Source organism: Algoriphagus aquimarinus (genome assembly GCF_900112005.1).
Classification (GTDB): domain Bacteria; phylum Bacteroidota; class Bacteroidia; order Cytophagales; family Cyclobacteriaceae; genus Algoriphagus; species Algoriphagus aquimarinus.
In genome coordinates, this window is sequence record NZ_FOKK01000004.1 from 126,076 (window position 1) to 145,958 (window position 19,883).

The 19,883-nt window shown below is 41.3% G+C and carries 16 protein-coding genes; 4 read left to right on the top strand and 12 right to left on the bottom strand.

Annotation, left to right across the window (positions count from 1 at the left end; translation table 11 throughout):
• The first annotated feature begins 47 nt into the window (after positions 1-47).
• Positions 48-422, top strand: coding sequence for a hypothetical protein (locus BM291_RS06510; RefSeq protein WP_092895525.1), 375 nt, complete (start codon positions 48-50; stop codon positions 420-422).
• Between the two features lie 192 nt (positions 423-614).
• On the opposite strand, the gene BM291_RS06515 is transcribed toward BM291_RS06510, so the two are convergent.
• From BM291_RS06515 to BM291_RS06525, 3 genes are all read right to left on the bottom strand, one after another.
• Positions 615-1,727, bottom strand: a complete 1,113-nt coding sequence (locus tag BM291_RS06515; protein WP_092895527.1) for a Gfo/Idh/MocA family protein — start codon at positions 1,725-1,727, stop codon at positions 615-617.
• A 165-nt stretch (positions 1,728-1,892) separates the two neighbouring features.
• On the bottom strand, positions 1,893-2,753 hold the full coding sequence (locus tag BM291_RS06520; RefSeq protein ID WP_092895529.1) for a sugar phosphate isomerase/epimerase family protein: 861 nt from the start codon (positions 2,751-2,753) through the stop codon (positions 1,893-1,895).
• A gap of 2 nt (positions 2,754-2,755) precedes the next feature.
• Entirely contained in the window at positions 2,756-6,280 is a 3,525-nt protein-coding gene (locus BM291_RS06525; RefSeq protein ID WP_245786789.1) for a PVC-type heme-binding CxxCH protein, read from the bottom strand.
• Positions 6,281-6,422: 142 nt separating this feature from the next.
• On the opposite strand from BM291_RS06525, the gene BM291_RS06530 reads away from it, so the two are divergent.
• Positions 6,423-7,295 (top strand): AraC family transcriptional regulator, encoded by an 873-nt coding sequence (locus tag BM291_RS06530; protein WP_092895531.1) that lies wholly within the window; start codon positions 6,423-6,425, stop codon positions 7,293-7,295.
• 136 nt (positions 7,296-7,431) lie between these two features.
• Here the strand turns inward: BM291_RS06530 and BM291_RS06535 are convergent, their stop codons facing one another.
• The 4 genes from BM291_RS06535 to BM291_RS06545 form a co-directional block, all read right to left on the bottom strand.
• Positions 7,432-8,112: a LytR/AlgR family response regulator transcription factor gene (locus tag BM291_RS06535; RefSeq protein WP_092895533.1), complete on the bottom strand. Its 681-nt coding sequence runs from the start codon at positions 8,110-8,112 to the stop codon at positions 7,432-7,434.
• 1 nt (position 8,113) lies between these two features.
• Entirely contained in the window at positions 8,114-9,517 is a 1,404-nt protein-coding gene (locus tag BM291_RS06540; RefSeq protein WP_092895535.1) for a sensor histidine kinase, read from the bottom strand.
• 26 nt (positions 9,518-9,543) lie between these two features.
• A complete protein-coding gene (locus tag BM291_RS22025; RefSeq protein WP_175499657.1) occupies positions 9,544-9,714 on the bottom strand; it encodes a hypothetical protein in 171 nt (56 codons plus the stop codon).
• 418 nt (positions 9,715-10,132) lie between these two features.
• Positions 10,133-11,599: an SLC13 family permease gene (locus BM291_RS06545; RefSeq protein ID WP_092895537.1), complete on the bottom strand. Its 1,467-nt coding sequence runs from the start codon at positions 11,597-11,599 to the stop codon at positions 10,133-10,135.
• Between the two features lie 291 nt (positions 11,600-11,890).
• Here BM291_RS06545 and BM291_RS06550 point away from each other — a divergent pair, with 291 nt between their 5' ends.
• A complete protein-coding gene (locus BM291_RS06550) occupies positions 11,891-12,646 on the top strand; it encodes a sulfite exporter TauE/SafE family protein (protein ID WP_092895539.1) in 756 nt (251 codons plus the stop codon).
• A gap of 100 nt (positions 12,647-12,746) precedes the next feature.
• Here the strand turns inward: BM291_RS06550 and BM291_RS06555 are convergent, their stop codons facing one another.
• Positions 12,747-13,592, bottom strand: coding sequence for a prohibitin family protein (locus tag BM291_RS06555; protein ID WP_092895541.1), 846 nt, complete (start codon positions 13,590-13,592; stop codon positions 12,747-12,749).
• Positions 13,593-13,930: 338 nt separating this feature from the next.
• Between BM291_RS06555 and BM291_RS06560 the strand changes: the two genes are divergently transcribed.
• A complete protein-coding gene (locus BM291_RS06560; protein WP_245786790.1) occupies positions 13,931-14,596 on the top strand; it encodes a hypothetical protein in 666 nt (221 codons plus the stop codon).
• Here BM291_RS06560 and BM291_RS06565 read toward each other — a convergent pair.
• The 4 genes from BM291_RS06565 to BM291_RS06580 all read right to left on the bottom strand — a co-directional run bounded on the left by BM291_RS06565 (position 14,580) and on the right by BM291_RS06580 (position 19,857).
• On the bottom strand, positions 14,580-16,100 hold the full coding sequence (locus BM291_RS06565; protein WP_092895543.1) for a GH3 family acyl-acid amido synthetase: 1,521 nt from the start codon (positions 16,098-16,100) through the stop codon (positions 14,580-14,582). The two genes, BM291_RS06560 and BM291_RS06565, sit on opposite strands and share 17 nt — an antisense overlap.
• Positions 16,101-16,318: 218 nt before the next feature.
• Positions 16,319-17,320, bottom strand: a complete 1,002-nt coding sequence (locus tag BM291_RS06570; protein ID WP_092895545.1) for a Gfo/Idh/MocA family protein — start codon at positions 17,318-17,320, stop codon at positions 16,319-16,321.
• Positions 17,321-17,395: 75 nt separating this feature from the next.
• Positions 17,396-18,514, bottom strand: coding sequence for an acyltransferase family protein (locus BM291_RS06575; RefSeq protein ID WP_092895547.1), 1,119 nt, complete (start codon positions 18,512-18,514; stop codon positions 17,396-17,398).
• 5 nt (positions 18,515-18,519) lie between these two features.
• Positions 18,520-19,857, bottom strand: coding sequence for a Gfo/Idh/MocA family protein (locus tag BM291_RS06580; protein WP_092895549.1), 1,338 nt, complete (start codon positions 19,855-19,857; stop codon positions 18,520-18,522).
• Positions 19,858-19,883 lie beyond the last annotated feature (26 nt).

Below are 19,883 nucleotides of genomic sequence, written 5' to 3' on the forward strand. Positions count from 1 at the left end.
GTATTTTCTCCTTATTGTATCAATATAATACATTAACCCAAATACCCATGAAAAGAAAAATTACAATCTTAGGCAGCTTAGTGTTACTAGTGACAATGAGCTTTGCATTTGCCCTTACTAGCCCTGATGAAAAATATTTCGAAGGTAAATGGTCTGTACTTATCAAAGGAACTCCTAATGGAGATGCTACCATCCCAATGAGATTTGAAACCGTAGATGGCAAAACTACTGGCTACTTCACTGAAGAAGGTGCTGCTGAAGAGAAAAAAATGAGCACTGCTACTATTAAAGACGATGTAATCAATACTTCATTTAACATCTCTGGTTATGATGTGACTTTGTCATTAAAGAAAGTGGATGCTGATAATGCCAAAGGTGACCTTATGGGCATGTTTGACGCAGAAGGTAAAAGAGTTAAATAATTTACCTTTGCACATCTAAAAAAGTGTGAATAACCCAATCTATCTATATATATGAAAAAAGGTGGCAGAACGTTCTGCCACCTTTTTTAGTCTTGTAACCCAATCTAATCCAGTATTCAGTTTACTAGAAGCAGCTAACTGCTCTTCGATCACATCCCACTGATTATTGTTTTTTGTCCTAGGACATCATTTTTATTTTAAGGTAAAGGCCGGTAACTGAATGATTTTTCCGCCATCCATTGCTGACTCATGAGCCAAAATCCCGACACAGGTAATATTTGCTGATTCCTGAGCATCTGGGTAAGGTGCTCTGTCATCTGATAGTGCATTTAAGAACTCATTGACCAAGTGTGGATGTGATCCACCGTGGCCAGATCCTTGAATAAAAGATAAATGCTGATTATCATCGCCGTCATATACACCAGCGGTAGTGAATGGAGCAATTTCTGCCGGCAGCAAATGTCCATAATCAGGAATTTTAACTTTCTCAGGGCTTTCACCCGTATGAATCACGGAGTCCTCGTGCTCAATCAAAGTCCACTCAAAGGACTTTTTAGAGCCATACACATCAAAACTCTCTCTGTACTGTCTAGCAGTATTGAAAAGCGACCTCGTCACCTCAGCAGACAAGTCTGAATCTTTAAATTTGATATGGCAAGTTTCTATGGCGAAAGGAGAACCATACTTAGGAATCAAATCCTCATCTATACGCCCTGAACCGAAACAGGACACATATTCAGCCTGTGCCTTTGGCAAAGCCAAAACGGGTCCCACGCAATGCGTAGCGTAATGCATAGGAGGGAGGCCTTCCCAGTAACCTGGCCAGCCTGCCATTTCCTGCTGATGAGACGCTCTTAGAAACTGAATTTTTCCCAATTCACCCTTCTCATACATTTCCTTCACAAAAAGGAATTCACGGCTATAAATCACCGTTTCCATCATCATATAAGTCAAGCCCGTTCTTTGAACTTCTTCCACGATTTTCTTACAGTCTTCTACAGAAGTAGCCATAGGAACAGTACAAGCCACGTGCTTGCCAGCTCTAAGCGCTTTTAGGGATTGCTCCGCATGATTTTGAATGGGAGTATTGATATGAACTGCATCGATATCCGGATCTTTCAGCAACTCATCGTAATCCGTATATACTTTCTCGATTCCGAATGCTTTGGCAATTTCCTCGGCCTTTTCCTTATTTCTTTGGCAGATGGCATACATGTTTGCCAGGGTATGCTTTTGATAGATCGGAATAAACTCGGCTCCAAATCCAAGGCCTATAATTGCGATATTGAATTGTTTCTTACTCATGATGTTCTTATTCTATTGGTTAAAAAAGGTCTTGTTCGTTGTTTGTTATTGGTTGTGAGTTGTGGGTTTTTTGTTTCTGGAATACTGATGCAAATGTCAGAATTACAAATCTCACCTAGGTAATCTTCCAAATACGGAATGAGCTCGTAATTCTTAAATCGTAATTCATTCGGAGGCCCATTTTCTCAAAAACTCTAGTCCTTCTTTGGCGAAGCCATCCTGAGATGGTACCAAAGGTTTCCAGATACACACTGCTCCTGCGAGCTCTTTGACGTCTGGAGTGAAGCTTTCTATAGAAACTACACCTTGGTAATTGATCGCCTCTAAACCTCGCTTATAAGCTGCCCAAGGAGCTGTACCAGTCCCTGGAGTTCCACGGTAATTCTCAGACACCTGAAAATGAATCAATTTATCTCCAGCAAGTTTGATGGCAGCTTCAGGATTTGGCTCCTCGATATTCATGTGAAAGCCATCCAAAATCACCTTAGCTTCCGGCTCGTTGATATCCTCAATCAATCGCATCAACTCCTCACAGGTATTGATTAGATCAGTTTCGAAGCGATTCAATGTTTCCAAAGCAATGTCCAAACCGAACTTACGGGCAGTTTGACAAACGATTCGAAGGTTGGTCACTGCTCTATTCCACTCTACTTTTTTCTGTTCAGGAGAAACCAATCTGGCTTTGCCCACAGCTGAGTACATAGGTCCAGCTACGAATTTGGCATCCAAGCCCGCAGCTATCTCAAAACACTGATCCAAATACTCAAAGCTGGTTTTATGAAAGGAAGCATCTTCATTGGTGAAGTCTCTGCTTGTACCAAAAGCCCCGCAGATAACGGCCTCAAGGCCATTATCGTGAAGCGCTTGCCTTACTACAGGAATATCTATCAAGGCTGGATCTTCGACAGGAATCTCCACCACATCATAGCCATACTCCTTTATTTTAGGCAAAAGAGAAAGTGTACTTGTATTGAAAGGGGAAGTCCATAACCAGGTACTTACCCCGAATTTCACGTCTAAAGCCATCCTTATTCTACTATTATGATTCCGTTCATCAGTCTCCAGTGACCTGGAACTGTACAAACAAATGGGTATTCTCCAGGCTCATTTGGCACTGTGAATACTAGGGATTCTTTTCCGTTTGGATCCACTAATCTAGAAGCAACAATCACTTCTGGGATTTTAGGAACGAAATTCTGCTCGGCGCCTTTTGGATCACGTGCAAGTTCATCTGCGGCTTTACCTATAGCTTCCAAAGAGCCTTTTTTACCGATCACCATATTATGTTGCATGAAGTCAGGGTTTTCGAAATCAATCGTCACCTGAGTTCCAGCCTTCACTTTGATGGATGTCTTATTGAACTTCATCTCGTGTGGAACTACAGCGATTTTGATCACCGTGCCACCAGCAGGAGTGGTAGTTGGTTTAGCCTCAGCAGTAGCAGTTTGCTGTGCGACTCCAACACCTGGCTTACGTAAAGCCAAACTGGATTTGTTGCTCAAGCGACCGTTGAACCACCAATCTCCTTCGTATTTACCAATTCTATTTCTACTGTCATCTTGACCCACTCGTACCCGAGTAGGAGTAAGGGACTCTGTAAACAATCCTTTGGTTTTGCCTTTTGCTACTTCTTCACCGTCAATTTTCAAACTCATACGTCCATCTTCTTTCAGTGAAGCATCGATGGTAAATTGCTCTTCCGGCATATTTTTGCGGGAACTGATGATCTCTACTTTTCCATCCTGAGCTACAGCAAAATGAACAGCATTCTTAAAGATGTACAGCTCGTAACCATTTGTAGCATTACCTTGAGCAGCAAGAATTCCTCTCATCTCATCATCACCTTTGGAAACAATAATCTTGATATCAATCTCTTTTCCCACTGGATCTGGAGGGAAAAGAATCGTGTTTCTCTGATCCAAATTGTATTGCTCTGCAACTAAGCTTCTGGAGATTCTATCTGCAAGGCTCAATTCCTGACCTTTGACATCCTGCATAGCGCTAGCACTTTCTCTCTCTGCAAAAGCAGTTGGATGTGAAAGCACAGCCGCGAAAATAGCCTGGGGTAAATAAGCGTCTTTCTGATTGTCCTCGTCATTGGTAGCTTCCAAAAGCTTTTTGGCTACATCTACAGAGAATGGCATCTCAGAAGCTGCAAGGAATGCATACTTTCTAGTGTGGAGATCCTGATCTTGAAGCAGATTACCAGCTAAAATAGCTGACATGGCTGAAGGATTTTTAGGAAGTACACGAAGTGCATTCTTACGAACTGCAGCAGATGGATGGCTTAACGCTTTCTCCACTACCTGCTGTGCAGCAGCATTATTTCCGTCCAAAACACCTAGACCATGAAGCGCCCAAAGTGCATTGACAGCAGGTCCATTGATACCGATGGCATCTACTTTTTGATTGTTGATGAGATCATACAAGCCTTCTACTACGTCCAAGTCCTTGGATTCTACGATCAATCGCTGAGCAGTTAATCTCCAGAACATGTTCTCACTTTGAATCGCAGCCAAAAGCTCATCTGATTCAGCATCTTTCAAATTGAAGATTTTGGATGGCTCACCACCTTTATACGTAACGCGGTAGATTCTACCATGCTCTCTGTCACGCAAAGGATTGATATAAGCATTCCCTTCTCCATTTTCACGGCCTCTAGGCGTAGGATTATGTTGGATGATAAAGTTGTACCAATCAGCCACCCAAAGCGATCCGTCAGGACCAACTTCTGCATGCACAGGGGAGAACCATTCGTCAGAACTCGCCAAAATGTTGAAATTATTTTTCTCAGTATAGCCAGAGCCTTTAGGAAGGATTTTAGCATTGTGAAGCACACGTCCCGTAGGTTCTGCTACGAACGCAATAGAGTTCCAGTATTTCTCAGGAAAGCTTCTTGCAGTATAGAAGTTATGCCCAGCAGCAGCTGTATAGCTTCCATGCCAATCCACTTGTCTTAAGAAAGGTGTAATGTGAGGCATGTCATAGTGCGTGTCAATACCGTGTACAGTATTCGCAGATCCCTGATAGATTGGTCTCTTCAGGAAGTTGTTCGCCATAGAGAAATACACCGAGTGCTGTCCGTTGGCAGTAGAGATGAAAGTTTCAAAATCCTCTGTGAAACCCAGTCCCCAAGTATTATTACTAGTATGTCCCAAATATTCCAGGTTAGTACCGTCTGGACTGAATCGGTAAACTCCCTGAGAGAAGGAGTGAGATACCCCACTTACTTCACCTTTGAAGCCTGAGTAACCCAATACTCCCCATACCTTATTATCAAAACCGTATTTCAGGTTTGATGGGCCAGCGTGAGTATCGCTTTTGCCCCAGCCTGTGATCAAAACTTCTCTTACATCAGCGACATCATCGCCGTCAGTATCTTTTAGGAAAATAAAATCTGGTGCCATGGAGATTAAAACTCCACCATTAATCATGGTCATACTGGTTGGGATATTTAGGCCTTCGGCAAAAACAGTCACCTTATCAGCTTTACCATCTCCATCTGTATCTTCCAGAATCTTGATTTTATCATCACCGCCTTCTTTGCGGATTTCGTTAGGGTAATCAGTCGTTTCGAAAACAAACAATCTACCACGCTCATCCCAAGCCATTGCCATAGGATTGATGATCATAGGTTCAGAGGCAAAAAGCTCCAATTCAAAGCCTACTGGCACCTGAATCAGTTTCATTGATTCCTCAGGAGAAAGTGGCAACTGGTAACGAGGTGCCGGATCTCTTTTCTCATAATTAGGAATATCCGCATCCTCAAACTGTGGAGTAGGAATATTGTATTCAGTTAAAAGCTTATTCACTTTATCACCTACAGCCCAAAGGATACCGTTTGCTATTAGATTTTGGAATTCTTTTTTCTCCCAAGTCTTCTCATTGTGACCATACGCTGTATAGAATACACGGCCTTTTCCCTGCTCACGAACCCAAGTATAAGGTTCTTTCTTATCGCCTTCTACACGCTCCATGAGCACATGCATATCAGGATTCACCTGGCTGTGTACATATGTTTCATCCCAAGTTTCAAACTCAGAAATGCCTTGCATCACTGGATGAGCTGCATCTACGATGGCTGCGGTGAAATCACCGGTACCATGTGTGCTGAACTGTCCACCAACTGCATCTATAAACCAAGGAGAATTTTGGAAACAAAAAGAAGCGCTGTGAATAGGAATCAACGCTTTACCGCCTTCAATATAAGACTTCAGGGCAGCTTCCTGCTCTGGCGTAATTTGCTCATGATTGGCATAGATCATCAAGCCATCATAATTATTTAGCGTCGTTTCATTCAGATCATTTACATCGGTAGTGTACGTGAGGTTAATTCCTTTTTGGAAAAGAGGAGTTTCTAAGTACATCATCAATTTCTCTGAATTGTGATGCTCACTTTCATGCCCTAGAACTAGAATTTCTACACGCCTAGGGTCAGTGGAAGAGAGAAAGTTTTTGTTGCTATTGCCACCGCATCCAGCGAGAAATGCAAGCATTAAGATCACCATTCCTACGAAGGGTGACTTAGGTAATTTTGGGGTTTTCAAATTCATATTAAGATTAGGGTATTTTTTAGATGACTAAATTCCTGTATTAATCCCATGATTTCTCCCTGTTTAAGCTTGAAAAATGACTGAATTATGATTAATTACAGCTTTAATCGACTGGAATAGTAGAATAAATCAGATATAATCCATGAAGAAACCATTGCAAAAATCAAAAATCCCCAGTAATAAGGTTTTTGTTATCAAGGAATTACGGGAGTCTTACTTAGATAAATACTGGCATTCTCATGAAGAATATCAATTGAACGTAATTCTAAAGGGTAGGGGAACCCGTTATATCGGAGATCACATGAAACCTTTCAAGGAAGGTGACTTGGTACTCACCGGTCCAAATCTTCCCCATGTCTGGCGAAGTGACAATGCTTACTTTGTTCCTGAAAATGGGTTGGACACGCATGACATTGTTATCTATTTTCCTGAAAGTTTTCTGGGTAAAGATGCTTTGGAAAAAGAAGAGTTTGAGGAAATTGGGAAACTGCTGGCAAAAGCTGATAGAGGATTGGAAATAACCGGTCACACTAATCGTACCGTGACCAAAATGATGAAGGAGCTTGTTCATCGTAAAGGAGGAGCGAGTATTATTGGCCTCTTGGAGATTTTGGAAGTGCTGGCTCATTCCACAGAACTTGCACCGATTACCCATATAGATTACAAGAGTAATTACACCGCACATGAGAAAGATAAAATCTCCGAAATACTGGAATATGTGCTGAAGAACTTCAAGGAAAAAATTACCCTAAAGGATGTAGCATCCCTAGCGAACATGTCTGAAAGTGCTTTTAGCAGGTATTTTAAAACTCGCGTGAATAAATCCTTCTCTGATTTTCTAGGCGATGTACGAATCAGTAATGCCCGAAAACTCCTGCATGATGAAGATCTGAACATTAGTCAGGTATGTTACGAAAGTGGATTTCCCACGCTGTCTAATTTCAATAAGCAGTTTAAAGACCGCATTGGTAAAACTCCTCTAAACTATAAGAAGGAGTACATGGAGCCATTTTGAGAAATTATTCTTTCAGGATTTTTCCCGCAGATCATCACGGATAAGACAGGCAGATAGCCGCTGATTTTGGATTTCAATGGATTATTATTTGCGGAAATCCGCAATAGTTATTCCCGCTAATCTGCGGGGAAACCTCTCAATTATTCCCAAACTTCTCCATTACATGCTCCAAATAAGTACTACTCACAGGGAATGAATTAATTCCTATCAGGAGCTGATGCCGCTCAGCCTTATCGACCAACTTCATGTTAACGATATAAGATCGATGGGTTCGGAGGAAAAAGGAGGGAAGTAACTTCTCTATTTCAGCCAGCGTCAAGCGACTCATCAATCGCTCATTTCTAAGATGAAAAGTCACATAATTCCCAGTGGCTTCGCAGCACATCAGCTCATCAAATCGTACTTTAAACTGTCCCTCATTGGTTTTCACGTAGATAAACTGCGGGTCATTACTTGGCTGTAGTTCTAGCCATTCCTGTGCTTTTTGACAGCCTTTTAAAAATCTCACCAGGCTAAAAGGCTTCAATAAATAGTCTATAGCATCGAGCTCAAAACCTTGCACGGCATAGTCTGAATAAGCTGTAGTGAAGATCACCATGGTTTCCTTAGGCAAAAGTGCGGCTAGTTCCACTCCGGAAATATCCGGCATATTGATATCGAGAAAAACCAGGTCAACCGGGTTGGACTTGATGTACTCCAAACCATCCACACCATCTGTAAACACTGCTTCTAATTCTAAAAAAGGGACTTTGGAAGCATGTGCTTTGATCACTTCCAAAGCCATGTTTTCATCGTCTATAGCTATCGCTTGAATCATATTAGGTTAATTGGACTGACAAATGAACAAAATGTTCAGTGTCATTTGCAACGATGGTTAGGTTATGTTTTTGTGGGTAGGAATGTGCCAGTCTGTTTTTTACATTTTCCAATCCAATCCCAGATTCATCTCGTGGATCTTCGGTTTGTTTTTTGGGATGAATACTATTCACCACATCCAGGTGAACCGATCCCTTCAGGCAGCGAAGATTGATTCTGATCCAAGATTTGTTCTTAGTACTGATTCCATGTTTAAAGGCATTTTCCACAAAAGGAATCAACAGCATGGGAGCGATATTACCCTCACAAGTATCTTCGGAGATCTGCACACTCACCTCAAGATTTGCTTCATTTTTGAATCGCAACATCTGCAAATCCAGGTAGTTCCTAAGGTAAGTAATCTCTCTAGAAAGTGGGATTCTATCCATCTGGTTTTCATGAAGCATAAAGCGCATCATATCTCCCAGTTTCTGAATACCATCAGAAGTCTTCTCCGCATTTTCCATCAGCGCAGCTCCATAGAGTGTATTTAGGGCATTGAAAAGAAAGTGTGGATTGATCTGCGAGCGAAGGAAACTCAGATTGGCTGAGCTTTGATTTACTTGTACGGAAAGCGTATCTATTTTCCCGATGAAGGTATCGTACTTTACAAATACTAAATTAGATAGCGGGAAAATTACAAATATCAACAAGGCAATCATGCCAAATCCTAAGAACATGATCTCTGGAACATTGTTTTCAGCAGCGATGACGAAAAATACAATCATTATAATGCTCATCAATCCCCAAAGGTACCAGCGATAGGCTTTGATATTTCCTGCCAATTTACTTCTATAAAGCAGGTAGTAATTGTATAAAACCAATCCAAGTATAGCAGGAATGACTCCTAATAATATGACCAATACTACCTCACTTACAAATAGTTGTGCGATAACAAGGAAAATCGTAATGAACAGAAATATCATAAATAATCGAACTCCATTGTAGAGTTGAAAATCCTGAAAATTCGGTGGTGTTAACATCTTGCCCAGCAGCATCACTGTGATTAGATATCCCGGATAAAGTGCCAAGACACTGAAGTAGAATCTAAAGAACGTATGCATGGATCCACCAATACCTGCGGCCCAAAGAGCTGAAAAGACTCCGGTTAGGACGGCTGTTAGAATGCTAAAAAGTATGAGATGTAGGACATTTTTATCCCTTAAGTATTTCGGAAGAATGACCAGATGAATCAGGTAAAACCCTACATATAGTACTATTGGCATAAAAATATAACCAAAGAACCTCATCATTTCGGCGTAGGAGGAACCGAACCCATGAAGTATGTTTACAATGATGATGGTTAAAAATACAAAGGTGACTACCCACCATTCTATATCTTTAAATACAAGACTTTTTGATTTCATAACTTGCTATAAATAAATATGTTGTACTACCTTGATTCAATTAAATTGGTCTTGATGTTTAGGGTAGTCTTATCCGCTTCTCTGGGCTCTTCTTCATGCGTATACATTAGCATGAGATTGTAAATAACCGCCAAAAGGATCAGCAAATAAAAGACTTTCTTCGTGTTCATCAGTTCTATACCTAATTGATAGTTCAAGATTAGCGGTACGAGCAAGTCTTTACAAAAGTATGGGACGAAATGAGGAGTTTTTGGGATGAATAAGGAATTGGGATTTACGTAGACTCTGATGAGTTGAGCTTGTTTTATAAAAATGACTACGAAGTAGTCAAACCATTAATAACCGCGGGTGCAACCCGTGGAAAGCATAATGACTTTGTGATTATCTCCCGCTCACATACATCTAGTGGAAAAGAATGTTGGTGCGGGAGGATGGAAATGATTTAATGTAGAATGATGAATTGCGATTGATGAACAATGAAGTCAGGAAAACCCACAAGGGCAGAGGTACAAATTGACCCACCTAGCTTCGAGAAGCTCGTAAATCGTCATTCGTAAATCGTAAATAATAATGAATGATGAACTCTGAATATCGAATGATGATGTAAAGAAGGTACTAGAAAGGATTGCTCAACAAATCAATCCCCCACATCCAAGGCAGCACAAAATACACCATCAATGTAACCAGGAATATAGAAATCACATTAAGCCAAAAGCCGGCTTTTACCATATCCTTCATTGCTAGGTAACCCGAACCAAAAACAATCGCATTTGGAGGTGTAGCAACGGGTAGCATAAAGGCGCAACTGGCAGCCAAAGTAGCTCCAACCATCAATCCAAAAGGATGTAAATCGAGTTTCACAGCCACTGAAGCAAGTATTGGAAGTAGCATGGAAGCCGTAGCTACATTGGAAGTGACCTCGGTTAGGAAGTTGACCGAAGCGATAATAATCATCAATAGTAGGAAGAAAGAGATACCTTCAATCAAAGTGAATCTAGTTCCGATCCACTCGGCCAAACCAGTTTCCTTAAAACCTCCAGCCAAAGCTAATCCACCACCAAAGAGGATTAAAATGCCCCAGGGAATCTTTTCTGCTGTTTTCCAGTCCAAAATTCGCTCCCCCTTTTTGGAAGCTGGGATAATGAATAAGGCCACCACACCAACTAGTACGATGATCGTATCGTCCAGTTCAGGTAGAAATTGCTGCAAAAGAAATGACCTGGTGATCCAAGAAAAACATACCAATCCAAATACCAGCATAACCATTTTTTCCTCATAACTCATTCTATCCAAGTTTGTTAACTGGGTCTTTATAATGCTTTTTCCATCACTCAAACTAAATCGAGCGGGTAGGGGATTAGCATAATTGACTAAGTAGTACCAGCAGATAAAAAGCATCACAATTGAAAGTGGCAAACCAAACATCATCCACTCATTGAAGCCTATGGTGTAGCCATACAAGTCAGAAACTACAGCAGCGAGAATGGTATTTGTAGGCGTTCCGATCAAGGTTGCCACGCCGCCGATGGAAGCGCTATAGGCAATTCCAAGCATGATGGATTTGCCCAGACTTTCAGATATCGCCAGTTTGGAGGAACCCAATTGATCTTTAAACTGATTCACTACAGCCAAACCAATTGGTAGCATCATCAAAGAAGTAGCTGAATTTGATATCCACATGGAAAGAACTCCAGTGGCTAGTATAAATCCCAAAACGATCTTGCGGAGATCTGTGCCGACTAAATTTATTATGTTAAGTGCGATTCTCCGGTGGAGATTCCATTTTTCTATTCCTGTGGCCAGCAAGAAGCCACCCATATACAACATTACCGTGGGATGCATATAATTTGAGGAAACATCCGCGATAGGCAGAATTCCCAACAACGGCATAAAAATCAAGGGAAGAAATGCTGTAGCTGCAATGGGGATCGCTTCAGTGATCCACCAAAGTGCCATCCAAGCGGCAAGTGCAAGCATTGCTAAAGCTTGAGGATTCAATCCTGGAGAACTCACAAAAAAATAAATCAGCAGGAAGGCTACAGGCCCTAGAAAAAGTCCCAGTCGGGGAAGGTGTTTGAGCATAAAACAGTGATATCAGGGTAGGTTTGATTCCAAGGCTTTAAGGTAATAATTTATTGGAAAAGGCGGTTATCATAATTTGTATTTAACATAATATAAATTATGTAACAAAGTGTGTTGATTCCTGTAATACGCAGCTTGCGGAGTATTTAGCATAAAACCAGTTATCGGACTTTTTCAGACCACATGGACCTTACGCCTTAATTCTAACCCTCAATCCTAAAATCCCTAAATTTGATTTTTCTAAGTTTGGGAAGTAGAAATATTTCCGCCTTTTACTTTTGACCTCGACCTATGTTTTTAACTATTCTCTCAGAGATCAGTACCACTTCATGGATTCTTAGTTTTTTAGCCGCTTTTGTGATCGGATTGTCCAAAGCCGGAATTAAAGGAATAGCAATAATCAATGTGACTTTTATGGCTATAGCCTTCGAAGCCAAGCAATCCACTGGTATAGTATTACCACTTTTGGTGATTGCAGATGTGTTTGCAGTGATCTATTACAATAGGCATACTCAATGGAAATATGTGGCCAAATTCCTTCCTTGGATGATCTTGGGAATTGTTCTGGGAAGTTGGATCGGTATGGATCTTCCTGAGAAAACCTTCAAAATCGGGATGGCTATTATCATCTTCCTAGTCTTGGCTATCATTGTCTGGTGGGATCAAAAAAAGGTGAATAAGGTGCCAACTCACTGGGCATTTGCTAGTGGAGTTGGGACGTTGGCTGGCTTCACGACCATGGTTGGTAACTTAGCCGGCCCTATATCCAATATTTATTTTTTAGCTATGCGTCTGCCCAAAAATCAATTTATCGGTACCGCTGCATGGCTTTTCCTGATTATCAATGTTTTTAAATTACCTTTTCATTTTTTCCTGTGGAACACCATTTCAGCAGAAACTCTCCTACTCGATCTAAAATTAGTTCCGGGTATTATCCTAGGATTCGTACTGGGAATAAAACTAGTAAAGATGATCGATGAAGCATTTTTTAGAAAAATGATATTGGTATTGACTGCTTTGGGAGCTATCATTATTCTTATTAAATAAAGCACCTTATTACAATAATCGCATAAAAAAACTACCGACTGAGATCAGCCGGTAGTTTTAAAAAGGTAAACCTCTTGGAGGTTATTTACCTTTCACCTTCTTAATTCTTCCCTACTTCACCTACTCCAATAAATGGAATAGCGCCGGCACCAGTTACCTCTGGCAAAATACCGTTCCATTTTTCGATGGCCTTTAGGTTGGCTTCGATCTTTCTAAGCTCAATCAAATCTGGCGAAATATTCATCTTCTGTAATCTTAACGCCTCAGCTTCTGCAGTAGCCGCAGCGATGGTTTGTTCAGCTTCTACTTTGATTCTATCCAAATCTCTCTTTGCTTTCAATGCATTTTGCTCGGCAGTTTGCTTGGCTTCAATCGCATCTGTAAAGGTCTGAGAAAAGCTGAAATCCATAATAGAAAAGGCATCCACAGCGATGTTCGACTCCAGTAACCTGGCTTTTAGAGCATCCTTCATCTCAGAACTTACCGCAGGTCTTTTGGTAATCAATTCCTCAGCTGTATATCTAGCAGAAACTGCTTTCATCACTTCTTGGATGGCTGGATCGATGATTCGCTCTTTAAACTGTAATCCAATGGTTTGGTACACCAAATTTGCTGCATCAGGTATCACATGGTAGTTAAGTGCTACTGACATATCCACATCCTGAAGATCTGAAGAGGAAGAAGCAGCATCTGTCAAAACTTTCTGGATTTTCACGTCCATTAGAATTACAGTTTGCACCACAGGCATTTTGAAGTGAATTCCCTCACTCAAAACCTTGTCCTGCACAGCTCCGAAGTTCTGCACAATACCTCGTTGTCCTGCTCCCACTTGTACCCATGGTTTGAAGAAGAAAAGTACGATCACGACTATACCGAAAATGAACAGATATTTCATCGGTCCTTTGTCTAATACTTTCTTAAAATCACTCATATTTTGATCATTCATAGTTAGTTGTTTTTGCCACAGTAGTGGGCTTTCTCGTAGTTCGTTGGCTTACCTCGTTTGGCTCCATTCCCACATATTTTGCAGGTAATAGGTTAGAGGTATAAGACATGAGTTGGATTTCAAGTGATGCCCGGCAATTCGGATTTCGAAGGCGTCATCCCAAGGAATTTCTAGTTCCGAATACTATTTTCCTCGGCCTTTCGCTAAGATAACTATCGAGGGCGGTTAAAAAAACTTACCCAGATATGTGGAAATTTTCAATCTCCAATCTATAACTCTCTATTCCCCTTTCTCCACATCTCCCAATGCTGGTATGTTCTTTGTCTCTTTCTAGCGCAATGCGACATAAATACAAAATTATTTCGGGGGTATTGGCTCTTACCATTCTAGTGATTCTTTCCTTCAAGTCGGATGATACAGCTTCTGCACCTTCCAACTCACCAGCCTTTTCTGAGGGAATCAATACTAATATCAGAAAGGCATTTTTGGAGGTATGGCAGCAGTACAAGTCTTTGCATAAATACGGCTTTGAAGTAGTACAAAAACAATTGAGTGCCTCAACTATGCAAGCTCAGCCGGTGATTGATCTTCAGCATGTATTTGGGCGTAAGCGAGGGTATAGATTGAGCCTCTCTGAAAAGGTATTAGACTCTGGAGATTTAATAGTGGGAGATTTGCCTGAGGAAGTTTTGAAAGGATGGTTTGCCCATGAATTAGGGCATATGGTTGACTACGAAAACCATTCAAATGCAGGAATGATCCTTTACGGAATTCGCTACTCTCTCTTTGATCAGTACAAACGGGAGCGCGAACATGAAGCGGATAGCATTGCTATAAGACATGGCTTCAGGGCTGAAATTATAGTGGCCAAAAAATATCTATTGGAAAACGACTTTATTTCCCCTGCTTATCAAAGTCAAATCAGTAAGTATTACATGTCTATTCGTGGCGCTGAACTCTGCCCAGATGGAATAGCTCCTGTACTTCCTAAGGTTGAGATATAAATTCAAGAAGCATTTTCATTTTTTCATCCTTCATCACTTTGGGCGTTTTGGTCTGTCCTCCTTTTTTATTTGTATGAGCCAGAAAAGCTGTGTACAAGTCCTTAGAGATCACTTTTACTGAAATACCCTTTAGTGCTTTGGACCTTGCCACCGCATAATTCTTATTCGCTGATTTAAGTAAATCATCCAGTTTTTCAGCCAATCCATCAGATTTCACATCAGATACTAGCACCCATTGATGAATGTAATCGCCATGTTCATTTTTCACCGCAGCCACCATATATTCATTAATCGTGGTTTTGAAATGCTCAGCTAACTCCAGGATAGCTTTATCCATTTTCTCCTCCGAAAGTTGAGAACCAACCACATTTAGGAAGAATTTGGTTCGTCCGGTAATCTTTATCTGAGGAGGATCCAGGGATTCAAACCGGATCACATCACCGATAGCGTAGCGCCAAGCTCCTGCACATGAACTCAGTAAAAGCACATACTCCTGCCCTACTTCCACCTCATTTATACCCAATATGAGTGGCTCGCTGAGCAGGTCTCCGGACTCATTAATCCCACGCTCATCGAAGGGAATAAACTCGAAAAAGTAACCGTGGTTCAAAGCCAGTTTCATAGCCATAGTTTCAGGTTTACTGCTGTATGCTATAAAACCTTCTGAAGCCAGGTAGGTATCCAAAATGGTGATGGGTGTTTTGCAAAGTGCTTCGAAATCTTCACGGTAGGTTTCGAAGGTTACTCCTCCTGAAGCAAAGACCTGAAAGTTTGGCCAGATTTCATGAATATCGTTCAATTGATGTCGCTTAATAATCCGCTGAAGCATGAGAAGTACCCAAGAAGGGATTCCGGCTATGGCCCCTATATTCCATTCTGGTGCCTGTTCGGCTATGGCTTCCACCCGCTCGTCCCAGTCTCTGATGGCTGCTATTTCCTTTCCCGGTCTGTAGAAGATGTCGTACCAATCGGGGAAATTACTCACATTGATTCCTGATATCTCTCCTTCTTGAAAGCCTTGCTCGTTTTGATCCAAACTGGAGGAACTGCTTAGCATTAATACCTCTGATTCAAAAAGTGTTTCAGGAAAATTGAACTCATGAAGGGAATTAATCATGGATGTACCCACCGATTGCATGGTTGCCATAAACTCCTTGGTAATTGGAATTCTCTTGCTGCTTTTGCCTGTGGTTCCGCTGCTTCTGGCAAAGAAATGAGGTTTCCCAGGCCACGTAATGTCCTCAAATCTCTCCTGCCTTGACCACCACTGCTCATGCATTTGCTCGTAATTGAAAATAGGAACCTCATTTCTATAGGATGCGATCAGGTCATCAGATTTCAGAATCTCTTCAAAACCATGGTACTTCCCGAAAGCCGTGTTTTTGGCTTGGTTTAAAAGTTCTCTAAGCTGGTTTTCCTGAGAGATTTGTGGGTTATCTTCTACAGATTGAAATTTCGCTGTGATGTCTATACCGGCTTTTACAAGCTTTCCTATAAGGGCCATATTTTTTCTTTTTGGCTTCTAGTAGACAAAGCCTATGCCTTACGGAGACGTGAGAGTCGTATTTGTATTTCATTTGAGATTTACGAAGCACGATTTACGGCATTTTTGATATGGGATGCCTTGTTCAAATCATCATGGATTCAATATACTTCGTAGTTCAATGTTCGACATGCAACATTCTCTTAATCTCCCAATCTCTATTCTCTTATTCTCCTTACTTATTTTTCCAATCCTACTGCAACAGCCACTCCTCCCCTTCTTTTGCTTTCATCGGCAGCTTCCATAAAGGCATAGATTTCTAAAGTCTCCGCCGGATCCACGGGTGATACGCCAGATTTAAAGAATTCAGCAATTTTTTCGGCCAAGGGTTCATAGCCCTCATAATTTCCCAAAACCAAGTTTCCTTCAGAGCCAAAAGCAGTTCCTCCATATTCGTGTTTACCCGTTCTGGTACCTCTAAAAGTGCCTATTCTCCCATCTTTCCACTTCCCTGTTACTACATCAGTATCCGCTGTATGTGTACGGCTCACTGACTCGCATCCAGGTCCCATCACCGTAAAAAGGATTTCTACTCCATGGATTCCGTACCAAAATAAATCTGGGTGTCCCGCTTCTATTTTGGCAGGACTGAAAGCATCACAACCGAGAACCTTTCCTATTTTTCCCTCATGGCGTACGGCTTGAGCATTGCTCATGTATCTCAGCGAGGAAGCGGAGAAAATAGGTACTTGATTACTTTCAGCTTCCTGATAGATCAATTGGATGTCTGCAAAACTCGATGCCACAGGCTTGTCAATGAAAAATGGCTTTTTTGCCTGAATTACCTTTCTAGCCTGAGCTAGTCTTGGCTTTCCATCATTGGTTTCCAAAAGTACCACATCAACTTTTTCGAGTAAAGCTTCGATAGAATCTGTGATCTCTACGCCCAATTCTTGGACTTGCTTGATGTAATCCGGAATCCTATCTGCTGAGGATTTAATGTCCCTACTACCATAAGGATAAGCCGCCGTTACTTTGAAGCCAGCCAATTCCGGCTTTGGGTTTTCTGCATTGAAAAGCTTTGCAAATGCCGGGGAATGCGAAGTATCCAGGCCTATAATTCCAATTCTTATTGAATCTGCTGCAGAATTTGCAAAAAGAGAAAAGGGCAAAGTACTGAGACCTGCGGCTGTTGCCAATTTGCTAGATTTTTTGATAAAAGATCTTCTGCTATTTTTCATAAAACTCTTTGAATTGTGATGTTTAAACTGGTTTTGGACTCAAACTAGCATCGGAACTGAAAACCGATAAGCTGGCTACACCTTAAAGAAAATTTTCTTGCGATAAAGGAAATACAGAAACAGCCAAACCAAGAGCAATGAACCGAGGCTTTCCATAACTGGTTGCCAGTTTTCGCCTAAGGGTTTATAAAGCCCTTCAAAAAGTAGTCTGGAGGTATATCTGAAATTGACAAAACGGTAAATCAAGTAGATCGTCAAACTATTCATCCCTATAACCACAAAGAAGAAAGACCATTTTTGGAATTTGAGGATATCGATGATCCAGTAGAATATGCCGAGGAAAAGAAAGGACATTCCTGAAGTCAAGAGTATAAATGAACTGGTCCACAAGCGCTTGAAAATCGGAAAATGTAGGCTCCATACCAACGCAATGACCATACAAATCAAACTGGTAAGCAGGATTTGTTTGAGTTTTTGGTATTGAGAAAGGCTATCCTTTTTCAGAATCTCCCCTCCAAAAGCTCCCAAAATCGTGAGACAGATTGCTGGAAAAGTAGTCAGGATTCCCAATTCATCGTATTGTCCTTGAAGTAACCTACCAGGAAGGAAAGATCTATCAAACCATCCAACAAAATTCCCTTCAAAACTCAGGTCTCCAGCTCCGAAACCTGGAACAGGAATCAAGAAAACTGCCGCATAATAGAGCAGCAAAATGCCTCCTACGACGACTAGACGTTTTTTCGAGTCAAAATTGAGGCAAAGCAGCGTAGTGATAAATCCTGCTATTCCTATTCTTCCAAGTACAGATCCCAGCCGTATTTGTTCCCAGTCAAAGAAGGGAAACGGTGCATTTTTTACTAGCAAACCAAAACCTATCAAAATGAGCATTCTGATAAAGGATTTTCTATAAATCTCTTTTTTAGAAATATGAAGCTCCTGTGCTTTGCTTAATGAAAAAGGAATAGATACTCCCGAAATAAAAAGAAAGAGCGGAAAGATAAAGTCGTAAAAGGTAAAGCCAACCCACTCCGGATGTTCAAATTGCAGAGCCAGTCCATTCAACCAACCCCATGTTGTCTTTCCTTCAAGGCTGCTAAAAAAAGCATCTGCTCCACATATCATTAACATGTCAAAACCTCTCAATGCATCAATAGATACTAGTCGTTTAGAGTTAGTGGTTAGAGTCAAAGCCATTAGGATTATAGTTTAGGTTCCCAACTTTTTTCATATTCTCTTCCCCAGAGCTTCATCGCTTTTTTATCATTTAAGATCCTTCCTGAACTTTGGTCAATCTCCAATGCTCTTCCTGTTCTGTACGAAATATTACCCAAGTGGCACAGCATGACACTTTTTACAATTTCCTGATACGGAGAGATTTGTTTCTCTCCTTTGCTAATGGCATTGGTGAAATTCGTGAAATGCGCAATATCCATATCAAATCCAGCACCCCTCTGATCCACCACTGTATTGCTTGTGGGCTCAGCGCTTTTTATGAGTTTGTTTGCGTTATCGTAGATTTTATAGGAATTATCCAGTAATTCCAGTGTACCATTTTCCCCATGAAAGGAAACGCCTGAACCCATATCGTTGATTCCTCTGCGGTTGCAACTTCTTCCTTCCCAAAGAATGCTTTTGTTGTCTTCGAAATCAAAAGAAGCAATCTGCGTATCTGGAGTCTGCCAATCGTCCTTGAAGTGATAGCGACCACCGCTTGAATAGGCCTTTTTTGCATAGTTTACATTCAATCCCCAGCGAGCCAAATCGAGAAAGTGAACCCCATTATTGACGATTTCTCCTGTGCCCCAGTTCCAGAACCAGTGCCAGTTGTAATGTATCAGATTGTCTTTGTAAGCTGCTCTCGGAGCTGGGCCCTGCCAAAGCTCGAAGTCCAACCATTCAGGAATAGGTACTTCATTACCATAACCAATTGTTTGACGGGAATTGGTGTACCAGGCACGGGCATAATATGCATTGCCGATTACTCCACCATGAAGCTCAGCGATGGCTTCCTGCACTCTAGGCCAGGATCTTCGCTGATTGCCCATTTGGACAATTTTTCCATATTCAGAAGTTGCCTTTGAAAGCAACTCCCCCTCTGCCGGATTATGACTTCCCGGCTTTTCCACATACACATGTTTCCCGGCTTGCAAAGCCATCAAGGCCATAGGAGTATGCCAGTGATCTGGCAAAGCGATAGATACTGCATCTACATTTTTATCATCCAGCGCCCTTCGGAAATCAGAAATTCCCTGAGGCTTGTTCTTTACGCCAGATTTTTCAGCCAATGCCAAACCATTGGTAACCGCTCTGGAATCTACATCACATAGGTAGGAGATTTCTGCATTTGGAACCTTGGCAAAAGCCTGCAGATGCTGGGAACCTCGTCCATTCACACCCATAATTGCTACGCGAACCTTGTCCTGAACGGGATATTGGGACAAAATATTGAATGAGTGCGCCGAACTCATCACTCCCAAACCTAGACTTCCAGTAGCTACGGTTTTGAGGAAATTTCTTCGTTTTAGAGTCTTTTGCATAGGTTTTGGTTTTTTGGGCTAATGAT